Source organism: Burkholderia sp. AU27893 (assembly GCF_002223205.1).
Taxonomy (GTDB): Bacteria; Pseudomonadota; Gammaproteobacteria; order Burkholderiales; family Burkholderiaceae; genus Burkholderia.
Genome location: NZ_NKFD01000002.1, coordinates 285,062 through 306,606 on the forward strand (window position 1 = coordinate 285,062; position 21,545 = coordinate 306,606).

Annotated in this window: 19 protein-coding genes; 9 read left to right on the top strand and 10 right to left on the bottom strand. The window is 65.7% G+C overall.

What is annotated here, in order from left to right; genetic code table 11:
* Positions 1 to 29 precede the first annotated feature (29 nt).
* The 3 genes from rpmB to nadB all read left to right on the top strand — a co-directional run bounded on the left by rpmB (position 30) and on the right by nadB (position 2,195).
* Positions 30 to 263: a 50S ribosomal protein L28 gene (rpmB, locus tag CFB47_RS14445; protein ID WP_004186391.1), complete on the top strand. Its 234-nt coding sequence runs from the start codon at positions 30 to 32 to the stop codon at positions 261 to 263.
* A gap of 17 nt (positions 264 to 280) precedes the next feature.
* Complete coding sequence (rpmG, locus tag CFB47_RS14450) at positions 281 to 448, top strand: 50S ribosomal protein L33 (protein WP_006478046.1); 168 nt, start codon at positions 281 to 283, stop codon at positions 446 to 448.
* A 160-nt stretch (positions 449 to 608) separates the two neighbouring features.
* Positions 609 to 2,195, top strand: a complete 1,587-nt coding sequence (nadB, locus tag CFB47_RS14455; protein WP_089461526.1) for an L-aspartate oxidase — start codon at positions 609 to 611, stop codon at positions 2,193 to 2,195.
* A 91-nt stretch (positions 2,196 to 2,286) separates the two neighbouring features.
* Here nadB and nadC read toward each other — a convergent pair whose 3' ends face one another.
* The 6 genes from nadC to purN all read right to left on the bottom strand — a co-directional run bounded on the left by nadC (position 2,287) and on the right by purN (position 9,366).
* Positions 2,287 to 3,252, bottom strand: coding sequence for a carboxylating nicotinate-nucleotide diphosphorylase (gene nadC, locus CFB47_RS14460; protein WP_256946693.1), 966 nt, complete (start codon positions 3,250 to 3,252; stop codon positions 2,287 to 2,289).
* Positions 3,252 to 4,388: a quinolinate synthase NadA gene (gene nadA, locus CFB47_RS14465; RefSeq protein WP_071334971.1), complete on the bottom strand. Its 1,137-nt coding sequence runs from the start codon at positions 4,386 to 4,388 to the stop codon at positions 3,252 to 3,254. Before nadA ends, nadC begins: the two co-directional genes overlap by 1 nt.
* Positions 4,389 to 4,643: 255 nt before the next feature.
* Positions 4,644 to 5,837 (bottom strand): acyl-CoA desaturase, encoded by a 1,194-nt coding sequence (locus CFB47_RS14470; protein ID WP_089426146.1) that lies wholly within the window; start codon positions 5,835 to 5,837, stop codon positions 4,644 to 4,646.
* A 221-nt stretch (positions 5,838 to 6,058) separates the two neighbouring features.
* A complete protein-coding gene (locus CFB47_RS14475; protein ID WP_089461527.1) occupies positions 6,059 to 7,423 on the bottom strand; it encodes a mechanosensitive ion channel family protein in 1,365 nt (454 codons plus the stop codon).
* Between the two features lie 18 nt (positions 7,424 to 7,441).
* Positions 7,442 to 8,707, bottom strand: a complete 1,266-nt coding sequence (locus tag CFB47_RS14480; protein WP_089461528.1) for an RsmB/NOP family class I SAM-dependent RNA methyltransferase — start codon at positions 8,705 to 8,707, stop codon at positions 7,442 to 7,444.
* Positions 8,704 to 9,366 carry a phosphoribosylglycinamide formyltransferase gene (purN, locus tag CFB47_RS14485; protein ID WP_089456787.1) on the bottom strand — a complete coding sequence of 221 codons (663 nt, stop codon included), beginning with the start codon at positions 9,364 to 9,366 and terminating at the stop codon, positions 8,704 to 8,706. Before purN ends, CFB47_RS14480 begins: the two co-directional genes overlap by 4 nt.
* Before the next feature lie 122 nt (positions 9,367 to 9,488).
* Between purN and CFB47_RS14490 the strand changes: the two genes are divergently transcribed.
* The 5 genes from CFB47_RS14490 to dut all read left to right on the top strand — a co-directional run bounded on the left by CFB47_RS14490 (position 9,489) and on the right by dut (position 15,707).
* Positions 9,489 to 10,481 carry a bifunctional riboflavin kinase/FAD synthetase gene (locus CFB47_RS14490; RefSeq protein WP_089440845.1) on the top strand — a complete coding sequence of 331 codons (993 nt, stop codon included), beginning with the start codon at positions 9,489 to 9,491 and terminating at the stop codon, positions 10,479 to 10,481.
* A 104-nt stretch (positions 10,482 to 10,585) separates the two neighbouring features.
* A complete protein-coding gene (ileS, locus tag CFB47_RS14495) occupies positions 10,586 to 13,423 on the top strand; it encodes an isoleucine--tRNA ligase (RefSeq protein ID WP_089456788.1) in 2,838 nt (945 codons plus the stop codon).
* Positions 13,424 to 13,425: 2 nt separating this feature from the next.
* A complete protein-coding gene (gene lspA, locus CFB47_RS14500) occupies positions 13,426 to 13,926 on the top strand; it encodes a signal peptidase II (RefSeq protein WP_039368190.1) in 501 nt (166 codons plus the stop codon).
* Between the two features lie 67 nt (positions 13,927 to 13,993).
* A complete protein-coding gene (gene coaBC / locus CFB47_RS14505) occupies positions 13,994 to 15,205 on the top strand; it encodes a bifunctional phosphopantothenoylcysteine decarboxylase/phosphopantothenate--cysteine ligase CoaBC (protein WP_089461529.1) in 1,212 nt (403 codons plus the stop codon).
* A 55-nt stretch (positions 15,206 to 15,260) separates the two neighbouring features.
* Complete coding sequence (dut, locus tag CFB47_RS14510; protein ID WP_089461530.1) at positions 15,261 to 15,707, top strand: dUTP diphosphatase; 447 nt, start codon at positions 15,261 to 15,263, stop codon at positions 15,705 to 15,707.
* Positions 15,708 to 15,759: 52 nt separating this feature from the next.
* On the opposite strand, the gene CFB47_RS14515 is transcribed toward dut, so the two are convergent.
* The 4 genes from CFB47_RS14515 to clpS form a co-directional block, all read right to left on the bottom strand.
* On the bottom strand, positions 15,760 to 16,530 hold the full coding sequence (locus tag CFB47_RS14515; protein ID WP_089440848.1) for a hypothetical protein: 771 nt from the start codon (positions 16,528 to 16,530) through the stop codon (positions 15,760 to 15,762).
* A 137-nt stretch (positions 16,531 to 16,667) separates the two neighbouring features.
* Positions 16,668 to 18,047: an amino acid permease gene (locus CFB47_RS14520; protein WP_089461816.1), complete on the bottom strand. Its 1,380-nt coding sequence runs from the start codon at positions 18,045 to 18,047 to the stop codon at positions 16,668 to 16,670.
* A 104-nt stretch (positions 18,048 to 18,151) separates the two neighbouring features.
* The gene (gene clpA / locus CFB47_RS14525; RefSeq protein WP_089440849.1) at positions 18,152 to 20,452 is read right to left on the bottom strand and encodes an ATP-dependent Clp protease ATP-binding subunit ClpA; all 2,301 of its coding nucleotides are present in this window, start codon (positions 20,450 to 20,452) and stop codon (positions 18,152 to 18,154) included.
* Entirely contained in the window at positions 20,449 to 20,763 is a 315-nt protein-coding gene (gene clpS, locus CFB47_RS14530) for an ATP-dependent Clp protease adapter ClpS (RefSeq protein WP_006398529.1), read from the bottom strand. The genes clpA and clpS overlap by 4 nt, the downstream gene beginning before the upstream one ends.
* A 545-nt stretch (positions 20,764 to 21,308) precedes the next feature.
* On the opposite strand from clpS, the gene CFB47_RS14540 reads away from it, so the two are divergent.
* Complete coding sequence (locus CFB47_RS14540; protein WP_006478030.1) at positions 21,309 to 21,512, top strand: cold-shock protein; 204 nt, start codon at positions 21,309 to 21,311, stop codon at positions 21,510 to 21,512.
* Positions 21,513 to 21,545 lie beyond the last annotated feature (33 nt).

Here is a 21,545-nt window from a genome sequence, read left to right on the forward strand (position 1 = left end):
CCCGAATTTAGCGTATTAGGAGTGCTCTCATGGCACGCGTATGCCAAGTAACTGGGAAAGCGCCGATGAGCGGCAACAACGTTTCCCACGCCAACAACAAGACGAAGCGCCGCTTCCTGCCGAACCTGCAAAACCGCCGGTTCTGGGTAGAGAGCGAAAACCGCTGGGTGCGCCTGCGCGTCTCGAACGCCGGCCTGCGCCTGATCGACAAGAACGGCATCGATTCCGTGCTCGCTGACCTGCGCGCACGCGGCGAAGCCTAAGCCCAAGGAGCACAATCATGGCAAAAGGCGCACGCGACAAGATCAAGCTTGAGTCGACCGCTGGTACGGGTCACTTCTACACGACCACGAAGAACAAGCGCAACATGCCGGAAAAGATGGCGATCAAGAAGTTCGATCCCGTCGTCCGCAAGCATGTGGAATACAAAGAAACCAAGATCAAGTAATCTCCGGTTTCTGCTAGCCTGACGGCGACCGAAAAGCCCCGCACATGCGGGGCTTTTTGTTTTGCGCGCACGCTCCGGCGCGACGCGGTATGCTCTCCCCTTTCCGCGGCCACGGCTGCCGGAACGCACAAGATCAAAAGCGTAACGATGGAGATGCAGCATGAAATTCGACGTGGCGATCGTCGGCAGCGGCCTGGCAGGGCTGTCGGTCGCACTCAACCTGGCCAGCACGCGACGTGTCGCGCTGATCGCGAAACGGTCGATGATGGAGGGCGCGAGCGATAACGCGCAAGGCGGCATCGCCGCAGTCCTCGATTCGGCGGACAGCATCGAGAACCACGTCGACGACACGCTGGTTGCCGGTGGCGGCTTGTGCGACGAAGGCGCGACGCGCTATATCGTCGAACACGGCCGCGAAGCGATCGAATGGCTGATCTCGCAGGGCGTGCCGTTCACGAAGGACGACGCGGCCGAGCTCGGCTTCCACCTCACGCGTGAAGGCGGCCATAGCCACCGCCGGATCATCCACGCGGCCGACGCGACCGGCCATGCGGTGCTCGCCACGCTGTCGGCGCGTGCACGTCAGCATCCGAACATCACGTTCTTCGAAAACCACCACGCGATCGACCTGATCACGTCGGATCGGCTCGGCCTGCCCGGCCGCCGCTGTCACGGCCTGTACGCGCTCGACGTCGACAACGACCGCACGATCACGATCGAGGCGCCGCATACGGTGCTCGCCACGGGCGGCGCCGGCAAGGTCTACCTGTACACGACGAACCCCGACACCGCGACCGGCGACGGCATCGCGATGGCGTGGCGCGCAGGTTGCCGCGTGTCGAACATGGAATTCATCCAGTTCCACCCGACCTGCCTGTTCCATCCGTATGCGAAATCGTTCCTGATTTCCGAAGCCGTACGCGGCGAAGGCGGCCTGCTGAAGCTGCCCGACGGCACGCGCTTCATGCCCGCGCACGATCCGCGCGCGGAACTCGCGCCACGCGACATCGTCGCGCGCGCGATCGACTTCGAGATCAAGAAGCGCGGGATCGACTGCGTGTATCTCGACATCAGCCACCAGCCGGAAGCGTTCCTGCGCGAACACTTCCCGACGATCCACGCGCGCTGCCTCGAATTCGGCATCGACATCGCGAAAGAGCCGATTCCGGTCGTGCCGGCCGCGCACTACACGTGCGGCGGCGTCGTCACCGACCTCGCCGGGCGCACCGATCTCGCGGGCCTGTATGCGGTCGGCGAAACGTCGTACACGGGGCTTCACGGCGCGAACCGGCTCGCGAGCAACTCGCTGCTCGAATGCCTCGTGATCGGCCGCGCGGCGGCCGAGGCGATCGAAGCTGCGGGCTTCGATGCCGAAACGCCGGCCGCGCTGCCCGCGTGGGACGAAAGCCGCGTGTCGGATGCGGACGAGGAAGTCGTCGTTGCGCACAACTGGGACGAGCTGCGCCGCCTGATGTGGAACTACGTCGGCATCGTGCGCACCGACAAGCGCCTCGAACGCGCGAAGCACCGGCTGTCGCTGCTGCGCGACGAGATCCAGGAGTACTACGCGAACTTCCGCGTGACGCGCGACCTGCTCGAACTGCGCAACCTCGTCGACGTGGCGACGCTGATCGTGAAGAGCGCGCACTCGCGCCGCGAAAGCCGCGGGCTGCACTACAGCCGCGACTGGCCGAACTCGCTGCCGAAGGCGCTGCCGAGCGTGCTCACGCCGCGCGCACGTCGCTGAGCGGTACGCCCTTCCCGGCTGCGGCCGCACAGGAAAAAAGCCGTTGGCGTTTGCGCGCCAACGGCTTTTTTGTCTGATCGAACGCGTTCGGTCAGTCGACGATCCGCATCGAATAGTCCGTCGCGCGCACGTCCTTCGTCAGCGCGCCGATGGAGATACGGTCGACCCCCGTTTCCGCAAACGCACGCACCGTATCGAAATTGACGCCGCCCGACACTTCGAGCACGGCCTTGCCGTTCGCCACGCGCACCGCTTCACGCATCATGTCGAGCGTGAAGTTGTCGAGCAGCACCGACTGCGCGCGATGTGCGAGCGCCGTATCGAGTTGTGCAAGCGTCTCGACTTCGACCTGCACGGGCACGCCCGAGTCCAGCGCGAACGCCGCGTCGAGCGCCTCGCCGACACCGCCTGCCGCCGCGATGTGGTTTTCCTTGATCAGGATGCCGTCATACAGCGCGAGACGCTGGTTCTCGCCGCCGCCGACGCGCACCGCATACTTTTGCGCGAGCCGCAGGCCCGGCAGCGTCTTGCGCGTATCGAGGATCTTCGCGCGCGTGCCTTCGACGCGATCGACGTAACGACGCGTCGCGGTCGCGACGCCCGACAGCAATTGCAGGAAGTTCAGCCCGTTGCGCTCCGCCGTCAGCAGCGCGCGCGCCGGCCCTTCGAGTTCGCAGACGGTCGAATCGGGCGACATACGATCGCCTTCGCGATAACGCCACTGCACGACGATCGCCGGATCGATCTGGGCAATCACGGCCTCGAACCACGGCACGCCGCACAGCACGGCTTCCTCGCGCACGATGATGCGTGCACGGCGACGTCCGCCGGCCGGTACGAGCCGCCCGGTCTGGTCGCCGGTGCCGACGTCTTCCGCGATCGCATCGGCCACGTTGCGCGCGATCGCATCGTCGAATGCCGCGCCGTACTGCTCGCGGACGATGTTGAACAGCGGGGATACTGCGGAGTTCGCGCCGCCTTCCGCCGGGCCGCCCCCAAGGAAGGTGGCCGCCCCCTCGGGGGCCAGCGAACGAATGTGAGCGTGGGGGCTATTCATTACGCAGCCCCCACGTTCGCAAACAATTGCTGATCGCGCTGCAGATCGCCGCTCGCCTGCACGCGCTTCTTGTGCGCGGCTGCGAAATCGAGCATCCGGTCGATCGGCAGGCGTGCGCGCTCGCCGATCGCGGGATCGACGAAGATCTCGTTGTGGCCGCGTTCGAGCACGTCGGCGAGGTTCGCGAGGCCGTTCATCGCCATCCACGGGCAGTGCGCGCAGCTCTTGCAGGTGGCGCTGTTGCCGGCCGTCGGTGCGGCGATGAAGGTCTTGCCGGGCGCCGCAAGCTGCATCTTGTGCAGGATGCCGAGATCGGTCGCGACGATGAAGTGCGTTGCGTCGAGCTTGACCGCCGCGTCGATCAGTTGCGTGGTCGAGCCGACCACATCGGCCTGCGCGACGACGTTTTCCGGCGATTCCGGGTGGACGAGCACCTTCGCGTCCGGATACTCGGCGCGCAGCAGGTCGAGCTCGATACCCTTGAATTCGTCGTGAACGAGGCACGAGCCTTGCCACAGCAGCATGTCCGCGCCGGTTTTCTTCTGGATGTAGCTGCCGAGATGGCGATCCGGCGCCCAGATGATCTTCTCGCCACGTGCGTGCAGGTCAGCCACGATCTCAAGGCCGATCGACGACGTGACCATCCAGTCCGCGCGCGCCTTCACGGCGGCGCTGGTATTCGCGTAGACGACGACGGTGCGGTCGGGATGCGCATCGCAGAACGCCGAGAATTCGTCGACGGGGCAGCCGAGGTCGAGCGAGCAAGTCGCGTCGAGATCGGGCATCAGGATGCGTTTGTTCGGGCTCAGGATCTTCGCGGTTTCGCCCATGAAGCGCACGCCGGCGACGACCAGCGTCTGCGCGTCGTGGTCACGGCCGAAGCGGGCCATTTCGAGCGAATCGGCGACACAGCCGCCGGTTTCGTCGGCGAGTTCCTGCAACTCGGCGTCGACGTAGTAGTGCGCGACCAGCACGGCCTTTTCGCGCACGAGCAATGCCTTGATGCGCGCTTTCAGCGCGGCCCGCTCTTCGGCGGACGGTGCATCGGGCACCTTGGCCCAGGCCTGCCCCACGCCGCATACGGTCCCTGCTGCAACGGGCCGGTCGTACTCGACGGGTTTGATCGTCGATTGCATCTCCATATCTCCTGTCGACCAGCGTTAGCGCTTTAGCGCTTACTCTGATCCCATGCTTCGCGGTCGATCAGAGTTAGTGCCTTAGCGCCCACTCCGATCCCATCCCCTGCGTTCGCCCCGGAGCAACACTTCCCCGTTGCCCCAAGCCTCATACCAATCCGGCCCTGCCAATCACCATTCAAAAACCGGCGGACCAAATAAAAAACCCCGCCAACGCGGGGTTTTTGACGTCCTTAGATTCTAATCGATTTCGAATCAGGCGTAGCGGCGCAGGCGCGTCGCAAATTCCTGCAGCGCCTTGATGCCGCTTTGTTCTGCGCGATGGCACCAATCCTGCAATTGCGCGAGAAGCTGTTCGCGCGATGCCGTCGAACGATCCCAGATCGCGGCAAGATCCTGGCGCAGCTGGAAGTACGTTTGCAGCTTCTGGCTGTTCGCGAAGATTTCCGGCAGCAGCTTCTTCTGCGGCTCGTCGAGGCCGTCGGCGTCCTTGTGGAACCACTTGCGCGCGCCGCGCATCATTTGGTACTTCTCGCCGCCGATTTCCTTCAGGTGCGCAAGCTCCTGGCGGTACGCACGCTTCACGGCCTTGCCGTAGCGCGCCATCACTTCGTAGCGGTTCGACAGCACGGCCTGCAGCGTCTCCTGGTCGAGCACCGTCTTCGGCTTGTTCAGGCGCGGCGTGGGCGCGACCTTCTTCACCTTCGCGAGACCGAACGCCGACATGATGCGGATGTACATCCAGCCGATGTCGAACTCGTACCACTTGTTCGACAGCTTCGCCGACGTCGCGAACGTGTGGTGGTTGTTGTGCAGTTCTTCGCCGCCGATCACGATGCCCCACGGGAACAGGTTCGTGCTCGCGTCGGCCGAGTTGAAGTTGCGATAGCCCCAGAAGTGACCGAAGCCGTTGACGACGCCAGCCGCCCAGAACGGAATCCAGACCATCTGCACGGCCCACACGGTCAGGCCGATCACGCCGAACAGCGCGACGTCGATCACCATCATCAGGCTGATGCCGAGAATCGGGTACTTCGAATAGACATTGCGCTCGACCCAGTCGCTCGGCGTGCCGTGACCGAACTTGCGCATCGTCTCTTCGTTCTTCGCTTCCGCGCGATACAGCTCGGCGCCTTCGAGGAACACCTTCCAGATGCCGCGCGTCTGCGGGCTGTGCGGATCTTCCTCGGTCTCGCACTTCGCGTGGTGCTTGCGGTGAATCGCGGCCCACTGGCCGGTCAGCATGCCGGTCGTCATCCACAGCCAGAGGCGGAAGAAGTGGCTCGCGATCGGATGCAGCTCAAGCGCGCGGTGCGCCTGGCAGCGGTGCAGGTAGACCGTCACGCCGATGATCGTGACGTGCGTGACGGCGAGCGCGAACAGCGCGACCTGCCACCACGAAAAATGCAGGAGCCCGTGGGAAAGAAAATCGAGCAGGGAATTCAACAAGGCAGTTACCTGTGATGAGAGCGACGTCGGCACGCGCCGAGCGTCAGAAAAATGAAAGCATACCGCGTGTAGACCAGAATTTTACTTCAACCGTTCCAAGTCTTTGTAAAAAATGAACATTTTCTTGCCATGACGCAACAAACCCAGTCCATGGGCGGACTGGGAAAGGCCCGCGATCCGGTTCCGGCCGCGGGGTCGATACGATTGCAGACCGGCGCCCGTCATGCCGCCGGTGCGTGCCCGTCCACGGCGCCGTTGCCGGCCGTCACGCCCGTGGCGGAAAAGGCGTCGGGCACCCCGACGACGCGCACTTCGCGCTGCGGGAACGGAATCGAAATCCCGTGCTCGCTGAACAGGCGCCAGATGTTCCGGTTCACGCTCGAACGCACGCCGGACGTGCCTTTCGCCGAATCCTCGATCCAGAAACCGAGCTCCAGGTCGATCCCGTCCGCCCCGAAACTCACCAGATACGGGGTCGGAGCAGGCTCCACCAGCACGCGCGGCACACCCTTGGCCGCCTCGGCGAGCAGCGTGAGCGCGTGCTCGACGTCGCTCGTGTATGCGACCTGCACGGCGACCTTCGCGTAGCCGCGCGTCAGGTACGACGACTGGTTCTGCACGACGTCGGTGATCAGCTTTTCGTTCGGGATCAGCGTCTCGTTGCCGTCGAGGCCGCGCACGACCGTGTAGCGCGTGCGGATCTGCGTGACCACGCCCTGCAAGCCGCCGACGCTGATCGCGTCGCCGAGCCGCAGCGAGCGGTCGAGCAGGATGATGAAGCCCGACACGTAGTTGCTGGCGATCTTCTGCAGCCCGAAACCGAGGCCGACACCCACCGCGCCGCCGAACACGCCGAGCACGGTCACGTCGATGCCGACCAGCGACAGCCCGATCAGGATCGCCGCGAACACGAGCAGCGCGCGGCCGATCCGCGACAGCACGACCTTCAGGTTCGCGTCGAGCGTGCTCGCGCGCGTGAGGCGATCCTCGAGCACCGAGCCGAGCCACATCGCGACCATCAGCGTCACGCACACCCACAGCGCGCCGGAGATCACCGACAGCAGCGTGAGATGTGCATTGGCGACCCGGAACTGCACGCTGTCGAGCCAGCCGAGCACGTCACGCTGGATGCCGAGCACGGTCAACACCATCGCGGCCCACACGACGGTCGACACGATCTTCTCGACGATCGACAGCCATGCATGCGTGTGGCCGTCGCGCGCGAACACGCGCCGCGCAAAGAAGAACAGCACGTAGATCAGCCCGATGCCGAACAACGGCACGAGCGCGAGCGACAGCAGCGACGTCGACATGAACGGGTCGAACGCGAGCTGCGCACCGCCCACGAATACGCTGCCGAACAGCGGGAACAACGCGCGCTTCAGGCTTTGCGCACCCGCGCCGGGCGCACGTCCGGCCGCCCGGCGGCGCGCGTCGATCCGGCCGTGCACGAAGCGCGCAGCCACCCATGCGAAGCACAGCGCGCCGATGAGGATCGCCGCCTGCCAGATCATCACCGGCTGGTGGAAATCGCGGATGACCAATGCCAGCCGGTGCGACAGCAGGCGGCTCTGCAGATTCTCCATCGTCCGTCCAGCCCGCCGTTACTGCGCCGCGCGCCGTTCGAGCACCGCGGCGAAGAAGCCGTCGGTCGCGTGGCGATGCGGCCACAGCGACAGGTAGTCGCCCGTCTCGAGCTCGATGCGCTGGTCGTCCAGCACCTTCTGCGCCGGTACCAGCACGAAGTCGGGATGGTCGGCCAGGAACTGTTCGACGATGCGTTCGTTCTCGGCGTCGAGCACGCTGCAGGTCGCGTAGACGAGCCGGCCGCCCTTCTTCACCAGGCGCGCGGCGCTCGCGAGGATCGACGCCTGCTTCGGCGTCAGCTCGTCGATCGCTGTGCGCGTCTGGCGCCACTTCAGGTCCGGGTTGCGGCGCAGCGTGCCGAGGCCGCTGCACGGCGCATCGACCAGCACGCGGTCGATCTTGCCGGCGAGCCGCTTGATCTTCGCATCGTGTTCGCTGTCGATCAGCACGGGGTTCACGTTCGACAGCCCGCTGCGCGCGAGGCGCGGCTTCAGCTTCGCCAGGCGCTTCTCCGACACGTCGAACGCGTAGAGGCGCCCGGTCGAGCGCATCATCGCGCCCAGCGCGAGCGTCTTGCCGCCCGCCCCCGCGCAGAAATCGACGACCATCTCGCCGCGGCGCGGCGCGACCAGCGAACACAGCAGTTGGCTGCCTTCGTCCTGCACCTCGATCGCGCCTTCCTCGAACAGCCTCAGGCGCGTCAGCGCCGGCTTGCCGACCACGCGCACGCCGAACGGGGAAAACGGCGTCGCGCCCGCATCGATGCCTTCCGCGCGCAGCCCGTCGATGACCTGGTCACGGGTGGCCTTCTGCACGTTGGCGCGCAGGTCGAGCGGCGCCGGGTAGTTCAACGCGGCCGCGAGCTGCGCGAGCTCGTCGGCGTCGAACCGGGCCGACAAGGCCTGGTGGATCCAGTCGGGCAGGTTCGTGCGGATGCGCACCGGCAGGCTCGCCGGATCGATCTTCGACACGTGCTCGAGCCATGCGGCCTCGGTGTCGGACAGGAACGGCTTCAGCGCATTGCGGCCGGCCGTCTGCATCAGGCCGAGCAGCGTGAGGCGCCGCGCGGGCGTGCCCGTGCCGCTCTCGGCGAGATGCGAAAACTCCATCTTGCGGCGCAGCACCGCGAACACGGCCTCGGCGATCACGCCGCGCTCGGCATGCCCGAGCTTCGGATGCGCGCGGAAGAACCGGCTCGTCGTCGCGTCGGCGGGGCCGGCGAACTTCAGCACCTCGGCCAACAAAGTCTCGGTCTGGCCGATCAGGAATCCGTGCAGTTTCATACGCCCTCACTCGTTTCGGTATGCGGTTGATCCGCGAAAATCCAGCGCGCCTCTTCCGGCGCCACCACTGCACGGCCGTTCTCGAGGCGCAGACGCCCCTCGATGAACCAGCGCACCGCGCGCGGATACAGCACATGCTCGACCGTCAGCACACGCTGCGCGAGCGCGGCCGCGTCGTCGCCCGCGCGCACGGGCACCGCGCCCTGCGCGACGATCGCGCCGCTGTCGAGCTCGGGAATCACGAAATGCACGCTCGCGCCATGCAGCGCGACCCCCGCGTCGAGCGCCTGCTGGTGCGTGTGGATGCCCTTGAAGCTCGGCAGCAGTGACGGATGGATGTTCAGCAGCCGGCCTTCGTATCGTCTGACGAATGTGGGCGTGAGAATGCGCATGAAGCCGGCGAGGACCACGAGATCGGGCGCGAATCGGTCGATCTCGGCGGCGAGCGCCGCATCGAAGCTGTCGCGGCCGTCGAACGACCGGTGGTCGACCACCGCCGTCGCCACCCCGTGCGACGCGGCAAATGCCAGGCCGGCCGCGTCGGGCCGGTTGGCGATCACGGCCGCAATCTCGGCCGGCCAGCGTTCCTGCGCGCACGCGCGGACGATGGCCTCCATGTTGCTGCCGCGACCGGAAATCAGGATCACGAGTTTTTTCATCCGCGAATTTTACCATTCGCCCCCGCGTTTCCCCCCTTCTCGGCCGCCCGCGCGCCCGAACGTTTATAATCTTTTGCTTTGCGGCATCCCACCGCCCATTCCCCGACGCTGCATCCGCTATCGTGAAAGTCTTCCGCGGCCTGCCCAACGCCGAGAGCCGCGCCCCGTGCGCGCTGACGATCGGCAACTTCGACGGTGTCCATCGCGGCCACCAGGCCCTGCTCGCGCGCGTGCGCGCGGCAGCGGACGCGCGCGGCCTGCCCGTGTGCGTGATGACGTTCGAACCGCACCCGCGCGAATTCTTCAACCCGGCCGGCGCACCGCCGCGCATCGCGATGCTGCGCGACAAGCTCGAGGCGCTGCGCGATCACGGCGTCGACCGCGTGGTCGTCGAGCATTTCAACCACACGTTCGCGAGCCAGTCGCCGCAGGCGTTCGTCGAACGCACGCTGGTGAACGGGCTGCACACGCGCTGGATGATGGTCGGCGACGATTTCTGCTACGGCGCGAAACGCGCGGGCACCTTCGACACGCTGCAGGCAGCCGGTGCGCAGTACGGCTTCGAGGTCGAGCAGATGGGTACGGTGGCCGGCAGCGACGGCACGCGCATCTCGAGTTCGGGCGTGCGCGCCGCGCTCACGGCCGGCGATCTCGATGCGGCCGCGCAGGCGCTCGGCCATGGCTATGCGATCAGCGGCCACGTCGCGCACGGGCTGAAGCTCGGCCGCGACCTCGGCTTCCCGACGCTGAACCTGCCGATCGCACACAAGCGGCCGGCGCTCGCGGGCATCTTCGTCGTGCAGGTGCACGGCCTCGGTCCCGCCCCGCTGCCGGGCGTCGCGAGCCTCGGCCTGCGCCCGACCGTCGACGATTCGGGCCGCGTGCTGCTCGAAGTTCACCTGCTCGACTGGCACGGCGATGCCTATGGCAAGCTCATCCGCGTCGAATTCCTGAAGAAGCTGCGCGACGAGGCGAAATTCGACGATCTCGAGACGCTGTCGCGCGCGATCGCACTCGACGTCGCGAATGCGCGTGCGTACTTCATCGAGCGCGACCGTGCGCCGGGCAGCCGCGCCACGGGCTTCGCGACGTCGGCCACCGACCGAATTAGCTGATCCGGACGGCGGCGCCCCGCGCCGCACCCTCGCGCCGCCCAGTCGCGCGCATCCCCGATTCACGACGCTCGCGCGTCCCCCGAGATTGAGATAGCGATTCCATCATGAGCAACAAGAAAGCCGATTCGAAACCGCAGGCCAAGTATCCGGTCAACCTGCTCGACACGCCGTTCCCGATGCGCGGCGACCTGCCCAAGCGCGAGCCGCAGTGGGTCAAGGAATGGGAAGAGCGCGGCATCTACGAGAAGATCCGCGCGGCCAGCGCCGGCCGGCCGAAGTTCATCCTGCACGACGGCCCGCCGTATGCGAACGGCGACATCCACCTCGGCCACGCCGTCAACAAGATCCTGAAGGACATCGTCGTCAAGTCGCGCAACATGGCCGGCTTCGACGCGCCGTACGTGCCGGGCTGGGATTGCCACGGGATGCCGATCGAAATCCAGATCGAGAAGCAGTTCGGCAAGTCGCTGCCGGCGGCCGAAGTGATGAGCAAGGCGCGCACGTACGCGACCGAGCAGATCGAGAAGCAGAAGGTCGGCTTCAAGCGTCTGGGCGTGCTCGGTGATTGGGCCAACCCGTACAAGACGATGAACTTCGTGAACGAGGCGGAAGAGCTCCGCGCGCTCGGCAAGATCATCGAGAAGGGCTACGTGTATCGCGGGCTGAAGCCGGTGAACTGGTGCTTCGACTGCGGCTCGGCGCTCGCGGAAGCGGAAGTCGAGTACAAGGACCGCACTGATCCGACGATCGACGTGATGTTCGCGTTCGCGGAACCGGAAAAGACCGCGCAGGCGTTCGGCCTGCCGGCGCTGCCGCGCGCCGAAGGCGGCATCGTGATCTGGACCACCACGCCGTGGACGATCCCCGCGAACCAGGCGCTGAACCTCCATCCGGAAATCGTCTACGCACTGGTCGACACCGAGCGAGGGCTGCTGATCATCGCGCAAGAGCGCGTCGAAGCCTGCATGACCGACTTCAAGCTGACGGGCCGCGTCGTGGCGACCGCGCCGGGCGTGAAGCTCGCGGGCCTGCGCTTCCACCACCCGCTCGCGTCGGCTCACCCCGGCTACAAGCGCACCGCACCCGTGTACCTCGGCGACTACGTGACGACCGACACGGGTACCGGCGTCGTGCACTCGTCGCCCGCGTACGGTATCGAGGACTTCGTGTCCTGCAAGGCGCACGGGATGACCGACTCGGACATCATCAACCCGGTGATGGGCGACGGCCGCTACATCGAATCGCTGCCGCTGTTCGGCGGCCTGTCGATCTGGGACGCAAACCCGAAGGTCGTCGACGCGCTGAACGCGGCCGGCTCGCTGCTGCGCAGCGAGCACTACAAGCACAGCTACATGCACTGCTGGCGCCACAAGACGGCGATCATCTACCGCGCGACGTCGCAGTGGTTCGCCGGCATGGACGTGACGCCGCGCGACGGCGGCAAGACGCTGCGCGAAACCGCGCTCGAAGGCATCGACGCGACCGCGTTCTACCCGTCGTGGGGCAAGCAGCGCCTGTTCAGCATGATCGCGAACCGTCCTGACTGGACGCTGTCGCGCCAGCGCCAGTGGGGCGTGCCGATGGCGTTCTTCGTGCACAAGGAAACCGGCGAGCTGCATCCGCGCACGCTCGAACTGCTCGAGGAAGTCGCGAAACGCGTCGAGCAGTCGGGTATCGAGGCGTGGCAGACGCTCGACCCGCGCGAGCTGATCGGCGACGACGCCAACCTGTACGAAAAGAACCGCGACACGCTCGACGTGTGGTTCGATTCGGGCACGACGCACTGGCACGTGCTGCGCGGCTCGCACAAGGATCAGCTGCAGTTCCCGGCCGACCTCTACCTCGAAGGCTCGGACCAGCACCGCGGCTGGTTCCACTCGTCGCTGCTCACGGCGTCGATGATCGACGGCCGCGCGCCGTACAAGGGCCTGCTCACGCACGGCTTCACGGTCGACGGCGAAGGCCGCAAGATGAGCAAGTCGCTCGGCAACGGCATCGACCCGCACGAAGTCGCGAACCGTCTCGGCGCGGAAATCATCCGCCTGTGGATCGCGTCGACCGACTACTCGGGCGAGCTCGCGATCTCCGAGGAAATCCTGAAGCGCGTGACCGAAGGCTATCGCCGCATCCGCAACACGCTGCGCTTCCTGCTCGCGAACCTGTCGGACTTCGACTTCGCGCAGCATGCCGTGCCGGTCGACGAATGGCTCGAGATCGACCGCTATGCGGTCGCGTTCTCGCAGCAGCTTCAGACTGAGCTGCTCGGCCACTACGAGAAGTACGAATTCCACCCGGTCGTCGCGAAGCTGCAGACGTACTGCTCGGAAGATCTCGGCGGCTTCTACCTCGACGTGCTGAAGGACCGCCTGTACACGAGCGCGGCCGACTCGCGTGCTCGCCGCTCGGCGCAGACGGCGCTGTACCACCTGACGCACGGCCTGCTGCGCGTGCTCGCACCGTTCCTGTCGTTCACGGCGGAAGAAGCGTGGAAGGTGTTCCAGCCGGCCAGCGACACGATCTTCACGGAAACCTACTACGCGTATCCGGAAGTCGACGGCTCGGCCGCGCTGATCGAGAAGTGGGCGCTGCTGCGCGAGGTGCGCGGCAACGTGACGAAGGCGCTCGAGGAGGCACGCACCGCGAACCGCATCGGTTCGTCGCTGCAGGCCGAAGTCGCGGTGCACGCGAGCGGCGCACGCTACGACGCGCTCACGAGCCTCGGTGACGATCTGAAGTTCGTGCTGATCACGTCGGCGGCGACGGTCGTCAAGGTCGACGACGAAGCACTGGAAAGCGTCGACGTGGCTGCGTCGACGTACCAGAAGTGCGAGCGCTGCTGGCACTACCGTGAAGATGTCGGCGCGCATGCCGATCATCCGACGCTGTGCGGCCGCTGCTTCTCCAACCTGTTCGAAAACGGCGAAATCCGGAGCGCTGCTTAACCATGGCGAAGACCCTGTCGAAACCGGCCAGCGGCGCGCTTGCGCCCTGGCTCGGCATTTCGCTGATCGTGATCCTGTTCGACCAGCTGTCGAAGATCGCGATCCTGAAGACGTTCGCGTACGGCGCGCAGCACGAGCTAACGTCGTTCTTCAACCTCGTGCTGGTGTACAACCGCGGCGCCGCGTTCGGCTTCCTGTCGACCGCGGGCGGCTGGCAGCGCTGGGCGTTCACCGCGCTCGGCATCGGCGCGACGCTCGTGATCTGCTTCCTGCTGAAGCGTCACGGCCAGCAGCGGCTGTTCAGCCTGTCGCTCGCGATGATCCTCGGCGGTGCACTCGGCAACGTGATCGACCGGCTCGTCTACGGCCACGTGATCGACTTCCTCGATTTCCATCTCGGCGCCTGGCACTTCCCTGCGTTCAACCTCGCCGATTCCGCGATCACGGTCGGCGCGGTGCTGCTGATCTACGACGAACTGCGTCGCGTGCGCGGCTCGCGCTAAGCGCGCATACTCGGCGTCGACGGCCGGCTTCGCGCCGGCCGTTCCGTTTGACCCTTGGAGGCCTGAGTTGGCACACGCAGAACTCGCAGGAAAACACCTCGTTCTCGGCCTGACCGGCGGCATCGCCTGCTACAAGATCGCCGAGCTTACGCGGCTGCTCGTGAAGGCCGGCGCGACCGTGCAGGTCGCGATGACCGAAGCCGCCACCCAGTTCATCACGCCCGTCACGATGCAGGCGCTGTCGGGCCGGCCCGTCTACACGAGCCAGTGGGACTCGCGCGTCGACAACAACATGGCGCACATCGACCTGTCGCGCGAAGCCGATGCGATCGTGATCGCGCCCGCGTCGACGGACTTCCTCGCGAAGCTCGCGCACGGATTCGCGGACGATCTGCTGTCGACGCTGTGCGTCGCGCGCGATTGCCCGCTGCTCGTCGTTCCCGCGATGAACCGCCAGATGTGGCAAAACCCGGCCACGCAGCGCAACGCCGCGCAGCTGCGCGCAGACGGCGTGTCGGTACTCGGCCCGGATTCGGGCGCGCAGGCGTGCGGCGAAGTCGGCGACGGCCGCATGCTCGAGCCCGAAGCGATCTATGAAGCGATCGTCGCGCACTTCGCGGCGAAGGTGCTCGCGCACCGGCGCGTGCTGATCACGGCCGGCCCGACGTTCGAACCGCTCGACCCGGTGCGCGGCCTCACGAACCGCTCGAGCGGCAAGATGGGCTTCGCGCTCGCGCGCGCCGCGCAGCAGGCCGGCGCCGACGTGCATCTCGTCGCGGGGCCGGTGGCGCTCGACACGCCGTGGGGCGTCTATCGCCAGGACGTGCAGACGGCGCAGCAGATGTACGACGCGGTCATGCATGCCGTTGCGGATGCCGACATCTTCATCGCGGTGGCTGCAGTCGCCGACTGGCGCGTTGCCCAGCCGGCCGAGCACAAGATGAAGAAGACGGCCGACCACAAGGTGCCCGCGCTCGCGTTCGTCGAGAACCCGGACATCCTCGCGTCGGTCGCGGCGCTGCCCGATCCGCCGTTCTGCGTCGGCTTCGCGGCCGAAAGCGGCGACCTCGACGTGCACGGCGACGAGAAGCGCAAGCGCAAGAACGTGCCGCTGCTGGTCGGCAACCTCGGCCCGCTCACGTTCGGTCGCGACGACAACGAAGTCGTGCTGTTCGAGGCCGCCGGTCTCACGCGCCTGCCGCGCGCACCGAAGGACGAACTCGCGCACACGCTCGTCGCGGAAATCGCGAAGCGCCTGCCCGACAACCGCCTGATCTGATCTCCCGCGCGGCGGCCATTACCGCCGCGCCCTTCCCGACTCATCCGACGACCGCATGAACCTCGACCTGAAGATCCTCGACGCGCGCATGCGCGACTACCTGCCCGCCTACGCAACCACCGGCAGCGCGGGCCTCGACCTGCGTGCGTGCCTCGATGCACCGGTCACGCTGCAGCCGGGCGAGACGACGCTCGTGCCGACCGGCCTCGCGATCCATCTCGCCGATCCCGGCTACGCGGCGCTGATCCTGCCGCGCTCGGGCCTCGGCCACAAGCACGGCATCGTGCTCGGCAACCTCGTCGGCCTGATCGATTCCGACTACCAGGGCCAGCTGATGGTCTCGACGTGGAACCGCGGCCAGACCGAGTTCGTGCTGAATCCGTTCGAGCGGCTCGCCCAGCTCGTGATCGTGCCGGTCGTGCAGGCGCAGTTCAACATCGTCGACGACTTCGCGCAAAGCGATCGTGGCGAGGGCGGCTTCGGCAGCACCGGCCGTCACTGAACGACGCAGCGAAAAAAGGGGCCTCGCGGCCCCTTTTTCCATTCCTTCGCCGTCATTCCTCGACGGCTTGCGCGATCCGCGCGGGCGCCAGGTCGCGCTGCCGCGATTGAGCCACGATCGCGTAGATCACCATCGCGACCAGCACGCCGAGCAGCACGGCCGACGAGCCGATCGTGCCCAGCGCGAGGCCGCCCTTCGCCACCGGCTTCGTCAACAGGTCGCCGACCGTCGCGCCGAACGGGCGCGTGAGCACGAACGCGGCCCAGAACAGCAGCACGCCGGAGATCCGCGTGAAATAGTGCGCCAGCACGATCACCGCGAGCAGCCCGCCGATCAGCAGCGCGCCGCCACCGAAACCGAGCCCCGAGCTGTCCGCGAGAAAGTCGCCGAGCGCCGTGCCGAGCGTGTTCGAGAACAAAATCGCGATCCAGTACAGCAGCTCGACCTTGCGCGTGCGGATCAGGTCGACCGACAGCGATTCGCCGCTCAGGCGCCACACGGCGAAGATCGCCAGCAGGATCGCGACCAGGATCGACGAGCCGGCCGCATAGCCGAGGCCGAGCGTGCGGTCCATGAAGTCGGACATCGTCGTGCCGGCCGTGCTCGTCGCAACGATCACGGCCCAGTAGATCGCCGGGCGATAGCGGGTCGTCCTGAGCTGCGCGCCCAGCGTCACGAGAAAGAAGCCGAACAGCAGGATGGAGCTCACCGCGTAGCCGACGTTCAGCGTCATCGACAGCAGGTCGCCACCGGTTTCGCCGAGCGTCGTCGCGCAGATCTTCATGATCCAGAACGCGAGCGTGATTTCGGGAAGTTTATTCATTCGAACCCCTTTTTGCAGGAAAGCGGCAAGCCGGCGCATGCCGGCCGGCCTTGCAGACAGGATCGAATTTAATCGCCGCGGGCTTAACGCAACCTTAGCGAACAGGAAATCGGCGTGTGCGGGCCGCGCCGCGCCCCTCAACGCGCGTGCTGGTGGCGGTAATGCAGCGCATACGCGAGCGTGAGCAGCACGACGAACACGACACCGACCACCATCGTCATCCGGAATTCGCGCGTGAACGCGGTCGTGAACAGGATTGCCGCGACGAGCCCCGCGCCGAGCAGGCTGCCGAACGGGTGCCCCCACATCCGGAACGCGAGCGCGGGGCCTCGATACTGCGAACGGAAGCGCAGGTGCGTGACGAAGATCATCAGCCACGTGAACAGGGCGCCGAACATCGCGATCGCCATCATCACGGTGAACGCGGTGTCGGGCGCCAGCGCGACCAGCACGGCCGCTACCGCGACGCCGCTCGTCGAGATCCACAACGCCGCGCGCGGCACGCTGTTCGTACCGAGCCGGCCGAACACCGCGGGCGCGAGCCGCGCGCGCGACAGGCTGAACATCATCCGCGTCGTCACGTAAAGCTGGCTATTCATCGCCGACAGCGCCGCGATCAACAACACGAAGTTGATCACGCCTGCCGCGTACGGCACATGAGTCGCGGCCATCACCTTCACGAACGGGCTTTCGTCGGTGCCGGCCTGCGTCCATGGGACGATCGCGAGCATCAGCGACAGCGTCAGCAGGTAGAACAGCACGAGCCGGAACACGGTCGAGCGGAACGCGCGCGTGACTGCGTGCTGCGGATCGCGCGCCTCGCCGGCCGCGATGGCGACGGCTTCGATGCTCATATAGCTGAAGATCGCGACGATCACCGCGACCCAGGTGCCCCACGGCCCCTTCGGCATGAAGCCGCCGTGCGCGGTGTAGTTCGCGAAACCGACGCCCGATGCGGCCGGCGCCGACCACACGAGATAGGCGCCGAGCACGATGAACACGACGATCGCCGCGATCTTCAGCAGCGAGAACGCGTATTCGACCGTGCCGTACAGCGTGACGCTCGCGAGGTTCACGGCGATCAGCAGCGCGGAGAAGCCGATCACCCAGTACCAGCCGGGCACGGCCGGGAACCAGTACTTCATGAACACGGCGATCGCGCTGATCTCGGTGCCGATCGCGAACACGACCGCGAACCAGTACGCATAGCGCACCAGGAAACCCGCCAGCGGGCCGACATAGTGCTCGGCATATGCGCCGAACGAGCCGGCCGTCGGGTGGGCGACCGTCATTTCCGCGAGCGCGCCCATCAGCAGCAGCGCGATCAGCGCGCCGATCGCATACGAGACCAGCACGCTCGGGCCGGCGAGCCCGATCGCGAACCCGCTGCCGAGGAACAGCCCCGTGCCGATCGCGCCGCCGATCGCGATCATCGCCATCTGCCCAGACGTCAGCGCATGGCGCAAACCCTGTTCGCGCGCGACGATGTCGTCGAACGTCCGTTGTTGTTGTGTCACTGCGTTGCCACTCCCCTGCACCACCATCGCGCCGCCGGCGCCAGATAAAACGAAACGGCGCGGAAAACATCCCGCGCCGTTCGCATGAACTACCCGATTATCGCTTACTCGACTTCGACCGCCTCTTCGTTCGGCTTGTGCGGCGGGTTCCCGAGCTTGTCGAACGACAACTGCACCTTGTCGCCTTCGTCGACGTCGACCGTCACGTGACCGCCGTTCAGCAGCTTGCCGAACAGCAGTTCGTCGGCCAGCGCACGGCGGATCGTGTCCTGGATCAGCCGCTGCATCGGCCGCGCGCCCATCAGCGGGTCGAAGCCGTGCTTCGCGAGATGCTTGCGCAACGCGTCGGTGAAGAGCGCGTCGACCTTCTTCTCGTGCAGCTGTTCCTCGAGCTGGATCAGGAACTTGTCGACCACGCGCATGATGATTTCCTCATCGAGCGAGCGGAAGCTGATGATCGCATCCAGGCGGTTGCGGAACTCCGGCGTGAACAGACGCTTGATGTCGGTCATCTCGTCGCCCGTTTCACGGCGCGTCGTGAAGCCGATGGTCGCCTTCTGCATCGACTCGGCGCCCGCGTTGGTCGTCATGATGATGATGACGTTGCGGAAATCCGCCTTGCGGCCGTTGTTGTCCGTCAGCGTGCCGTGGTCCATCACCTGCAGCAGCACGTTGAAGATGTCCGGATGCGCCTTCTCGATTTCGTCGAGCAGCAGCACGCAGTGCGGCTTCTTCGTGACGGCTTCGGTCAGCAGGCCGCCCTGGTCGAACCCGACATAGCCCGGCGGCGCGCCGATCAGGCGGCTCACCGCGTGACGCTCCATGTATTCCGACATGTCGAAGCGGATCAGCTCGATACCGAGCGTGAACGCGAGCTGGCGCGCCACTTCGGTCTTGCCGACGCCCGTCGGGCCGGAGAACAGGAACGCGCCGATCGGTTTGTCCATCTTGCCGAGGCCCGCGCGCGCCATCTTGATCGAGGCAGCCAGTGCGTCGATCGCCGGATCCTGGCCGAACACGACGCTCTTCAGGTCGCGGTCGAGCGTCTGCAGCTTGCTGCGATCGTCCTGCGACACGCTCTGCGGCGGCACGCGCGCGATCTTCGAGATGATTTCCTCGATCTCGCTCTTGCCGATCGTCTTCTTCTGCTTCGACTTCGGCAGGATGCGCTGGGCCGCGCCCGCTTCGTCGATCACGTCGATCGCCTTGTCCGGCAGGTGACGGTCGGTGATGAAGCGCGCCGACAGTTCGGCCGCGGCCGACAGCGCACCCGACGAATACTTGACGCCGTGATGCTCCTCGAAGCGCGACTTCAGCCCACGCAGGATCGCGACCGTCTGCTCGACGCTCGGCTCCGTCACGTCGACCTTCTGGAAGCGCCGCGACAGCGCCGCGTCCTTCTCGAAGATGCCGCGATATTCGGTGAACGTGGTCGCGCCGATGCACTTGAGCACGCCCGACGACAGCGCCGGCTTCAGCAGGTTCGACGCATCGAGCGTGCCGCCCGACGCGGCGCCCGCGCCGATCAGCGTGTGGATCTCGTCGATGAAGAGGATCGCGTGCGGACGCTCCTTCAGTTCCTTCAGCACCGTCTTCAGCCGTTGCTCGAAGTCGCCGCGGTACTTGGTGCCCGCGAGCAACGCGCCCATGTCGAGCGAGTAGACCTGCGCGTTCGCGAGGATGTCCGGCACTTCGCCGCGCGTGATGCGATAGGCGAGCCCTTCCGCGATCGCGGTCTTGCCGACGCCGGCCTCGCCGACGAGCAGCGGATTGTTCTTGCGGCGGCGGCACAGCACCTGGACCACGCGCTCGACCTCGGGCTCGCGACCGATCAGCGGATCGATGCGGCCGTCCTTCGCCATCTGGTTCAGGTTCTGCGTGAATTGCGCGAGCGGCGTTTCCTTCTGCGCATTCGCGTCTTCGCTTTCCGCATTCGCGTCGGACGACTTCGCGGCTTCGCCGCTGTTCGTCTTCGCGATGCCGTGCGAAATGAAGTTCACGACGTCGAGGCGCGTGACGCCCTGCTGCTGCAGGTAGTACACGGCATGCGAATCCTTCTCGCCGAAGATCGCGACCAGCACGTTCGCGCCGGTTACTTCCTTCTTGCCGTTCGACGTCGACTGGACGTGCATGATCGCGCGCTGGATCACGCGCTGGAAACCGAGCGTCGGCTGGGTATCGACATCGTCGGTACCCGGGACGGTAGGTGTGTTGTCGTGGATGAAATTGCGCAGGTTCTGCCGCAAGTCCTCAATGTTTGCCGCGCACGCGCGCAACACCTCGGCTGCCGTCGGATTATCCAGCAGGGCCAGCAGCAAATGCTCGACCGTGATGAACTCATGGCGCGCCTGGCGTGCTTCCATGAACGCCATGTGCAGGCTGACTTCCAATTCCTGGGCAATCATGCTTCCTCCATCACGCACTGCAGCGGATGCCCGGCCTGCCGCGCATGGGTAACGACTTGCTCAACCTTGGTCGACGCGATGTCCCGCGTATAGACCCCACAAACCCCTCGCCCTTCACGATGGACCTTCAGCATGATCTGAGTGGCCGTCTCGCGATCCTTCTTGAAATACTCCTGGACCACCATCACGACGAATTCCATCGGCGTGAAGTCGTCGTTCAGCAGCACCACCTTGTACATCGAAGGCGGCTTGAGCTTCTGCTGCTTGCGTTCCAGGACGGTGCTGTCCTGCTTGTCCGGGATAATCGCCATACACCCATTCTAAACAACTCGGACAGGCCCGCAATCCTGCCATTACCCGACCGACCGGCCGGCGCCCTCCCCGGAATCCCGGAACACGCGATCTTCTTCGTGCCATACGAAAGCCGGCTGCGGTGCCGGCTTTCACGCGTGGCGCGGAACACGAACCGTCAGGGGAACCGCACCGGAACGTCGTGTCCGCATCCAGTATCCCACAAGCCGGGACGACTCGAACGCGTGTCACTCGAGCCTGGTATATGAGCCGATTATGCGGCTTTTCAAGACCGCGCGCTTGGCCGCGTGCTGCTAAGCAAAGCCGGAAAAACCCTGAAAATGGGTTCTTTACAACGTCCCTCTAAACGTCTAAAAATTCCACTTGACACTCCAATAAAGAGCGCCAACAATCAAGCTGGCACTTTTTTCAATTTGCCGGTTGGCAAAATGAAAGAGGCCGAAGGTGAGCTTGTGAGGGGGGAACGGCTGTGTTTTCCGGTCGTTTAGCTTTTCGAGCGTGCTCGTGGTAAGTAGCAGCGACTGTGTGACAGGGGAAGTAGGAAATGGCAACTGGTATCGTTAAGTGGTTCAACGACGCGAAGGGCTTCGGTTTCATCACTCCCGACGAGGGCGGTGAGGATCTGTTTGCGCACTTCTCGGCTATCACCATGAATGGCTTCAAGACGCTGAAGGAAGGCCAGAAGGTGAGCTTTGACGTCGTTCAAGGACCGAAGGGCAAGCAAGCGTCGAACATCCAGGCCGCATAAGGCACCGGATATCAGACGAAGAAACCCGGCGCA

Coding starts and splice junctions, on each gene's coding strand:
- rpmB (WP_004186391.1), top strand. CDS start 30: ATGGCACGCGTATGCCAAGTAACTGGGAAAGCGCCGATGAGCGGCAAC.
- rpmG (WP_006478046.1), top strand. CDS start 281: ATGGCAAAAGGCGCACGCGACAAGATCAAGCTTGAGTCGACCGCTGGT.
- nadB (WP_089461526.1), top strand. CDS start 609: ATGAAATTCGACGTGGCGATCGTCGGCAGCGGCCTGGCAGGGCTGTCG.
- nadC (WP_256946693.1), bottom strand. CDS start 3,252: ATGAATAGCCCCCACGCTCACATTCGTTCGCTGGCCCCCGAGGGGGCG.
- nadA (WP_071334971.1), bottom strand. CDS start 4,388: ATGCAATCGACGATCAAACCCGTCGAGTACGACCGGCCCGTTGCAGCA.
- CFB47_RS14475 (WP_089461527.1), bottom strand. CDS start 7,423: ATGGAGAATCTGCAGAGCCGCCTGCTGTCGCACCGGCTGGCATTGGTC.
- CFB47_RS14480 (WP_089461528.1), bottom strand. CDS start 8,707: ATGAAACTGCACGGATTCCTGATCGGCCAGACCGAGACTTTGTTGGCC.
- purN (WP_089456787.1), bottom strand. CDS start 9,366: ATGAAAAAACTCGTGATCCTGATTTCCGGTCGCGGCAGCAACATGGAG.
- ileS (WP_089456788.1), top strand. CDS start 10,586: ATGAGCAACAAGAAAGCCGATTCGAAACCGCAGGCCAAGTATCCGGTC.
- lspA (WP_039368190.1), top strand. CDS start 13,426: ATGGCGAAGACCCTGTCGAAACCGGCCAGCGGCGCGCTTGCGCCCTGG.
- dut (WP_089461530.1), top strand. CDS start 15,261: ATGAACCTCGACCTGAAGATCCTCGACGCGCGCATGCGCGACTACCTG.
- CFB47_RS14515 (WP_089440848.1), bottom strand. CDS start 16,530: ATGAATAAACTTCCCGAAATCACGCTCGCGTTCTGGATCATGAAGATC.
- clpA (WP_089440849.1), bottom strand. CDS start 20,452: ATGATTGCCCAGGAATTGGAAGTCAGCCTGCACATGGCGTTCATGGAA.
- clpS (WP_006398529.1), bottom strand. CDS start 20,763: ATGGCGATTATCCCGGACAAGCAGGACAGCACCGTCCTGGAACGCAAG.
- CFB47_RS14540 (WP_006478030.1), top strand. CDS start 21,309: ATGGCAACTGGTATCGTTAAGTGGTTCAACGACGCGAAGGGCTTCGGT.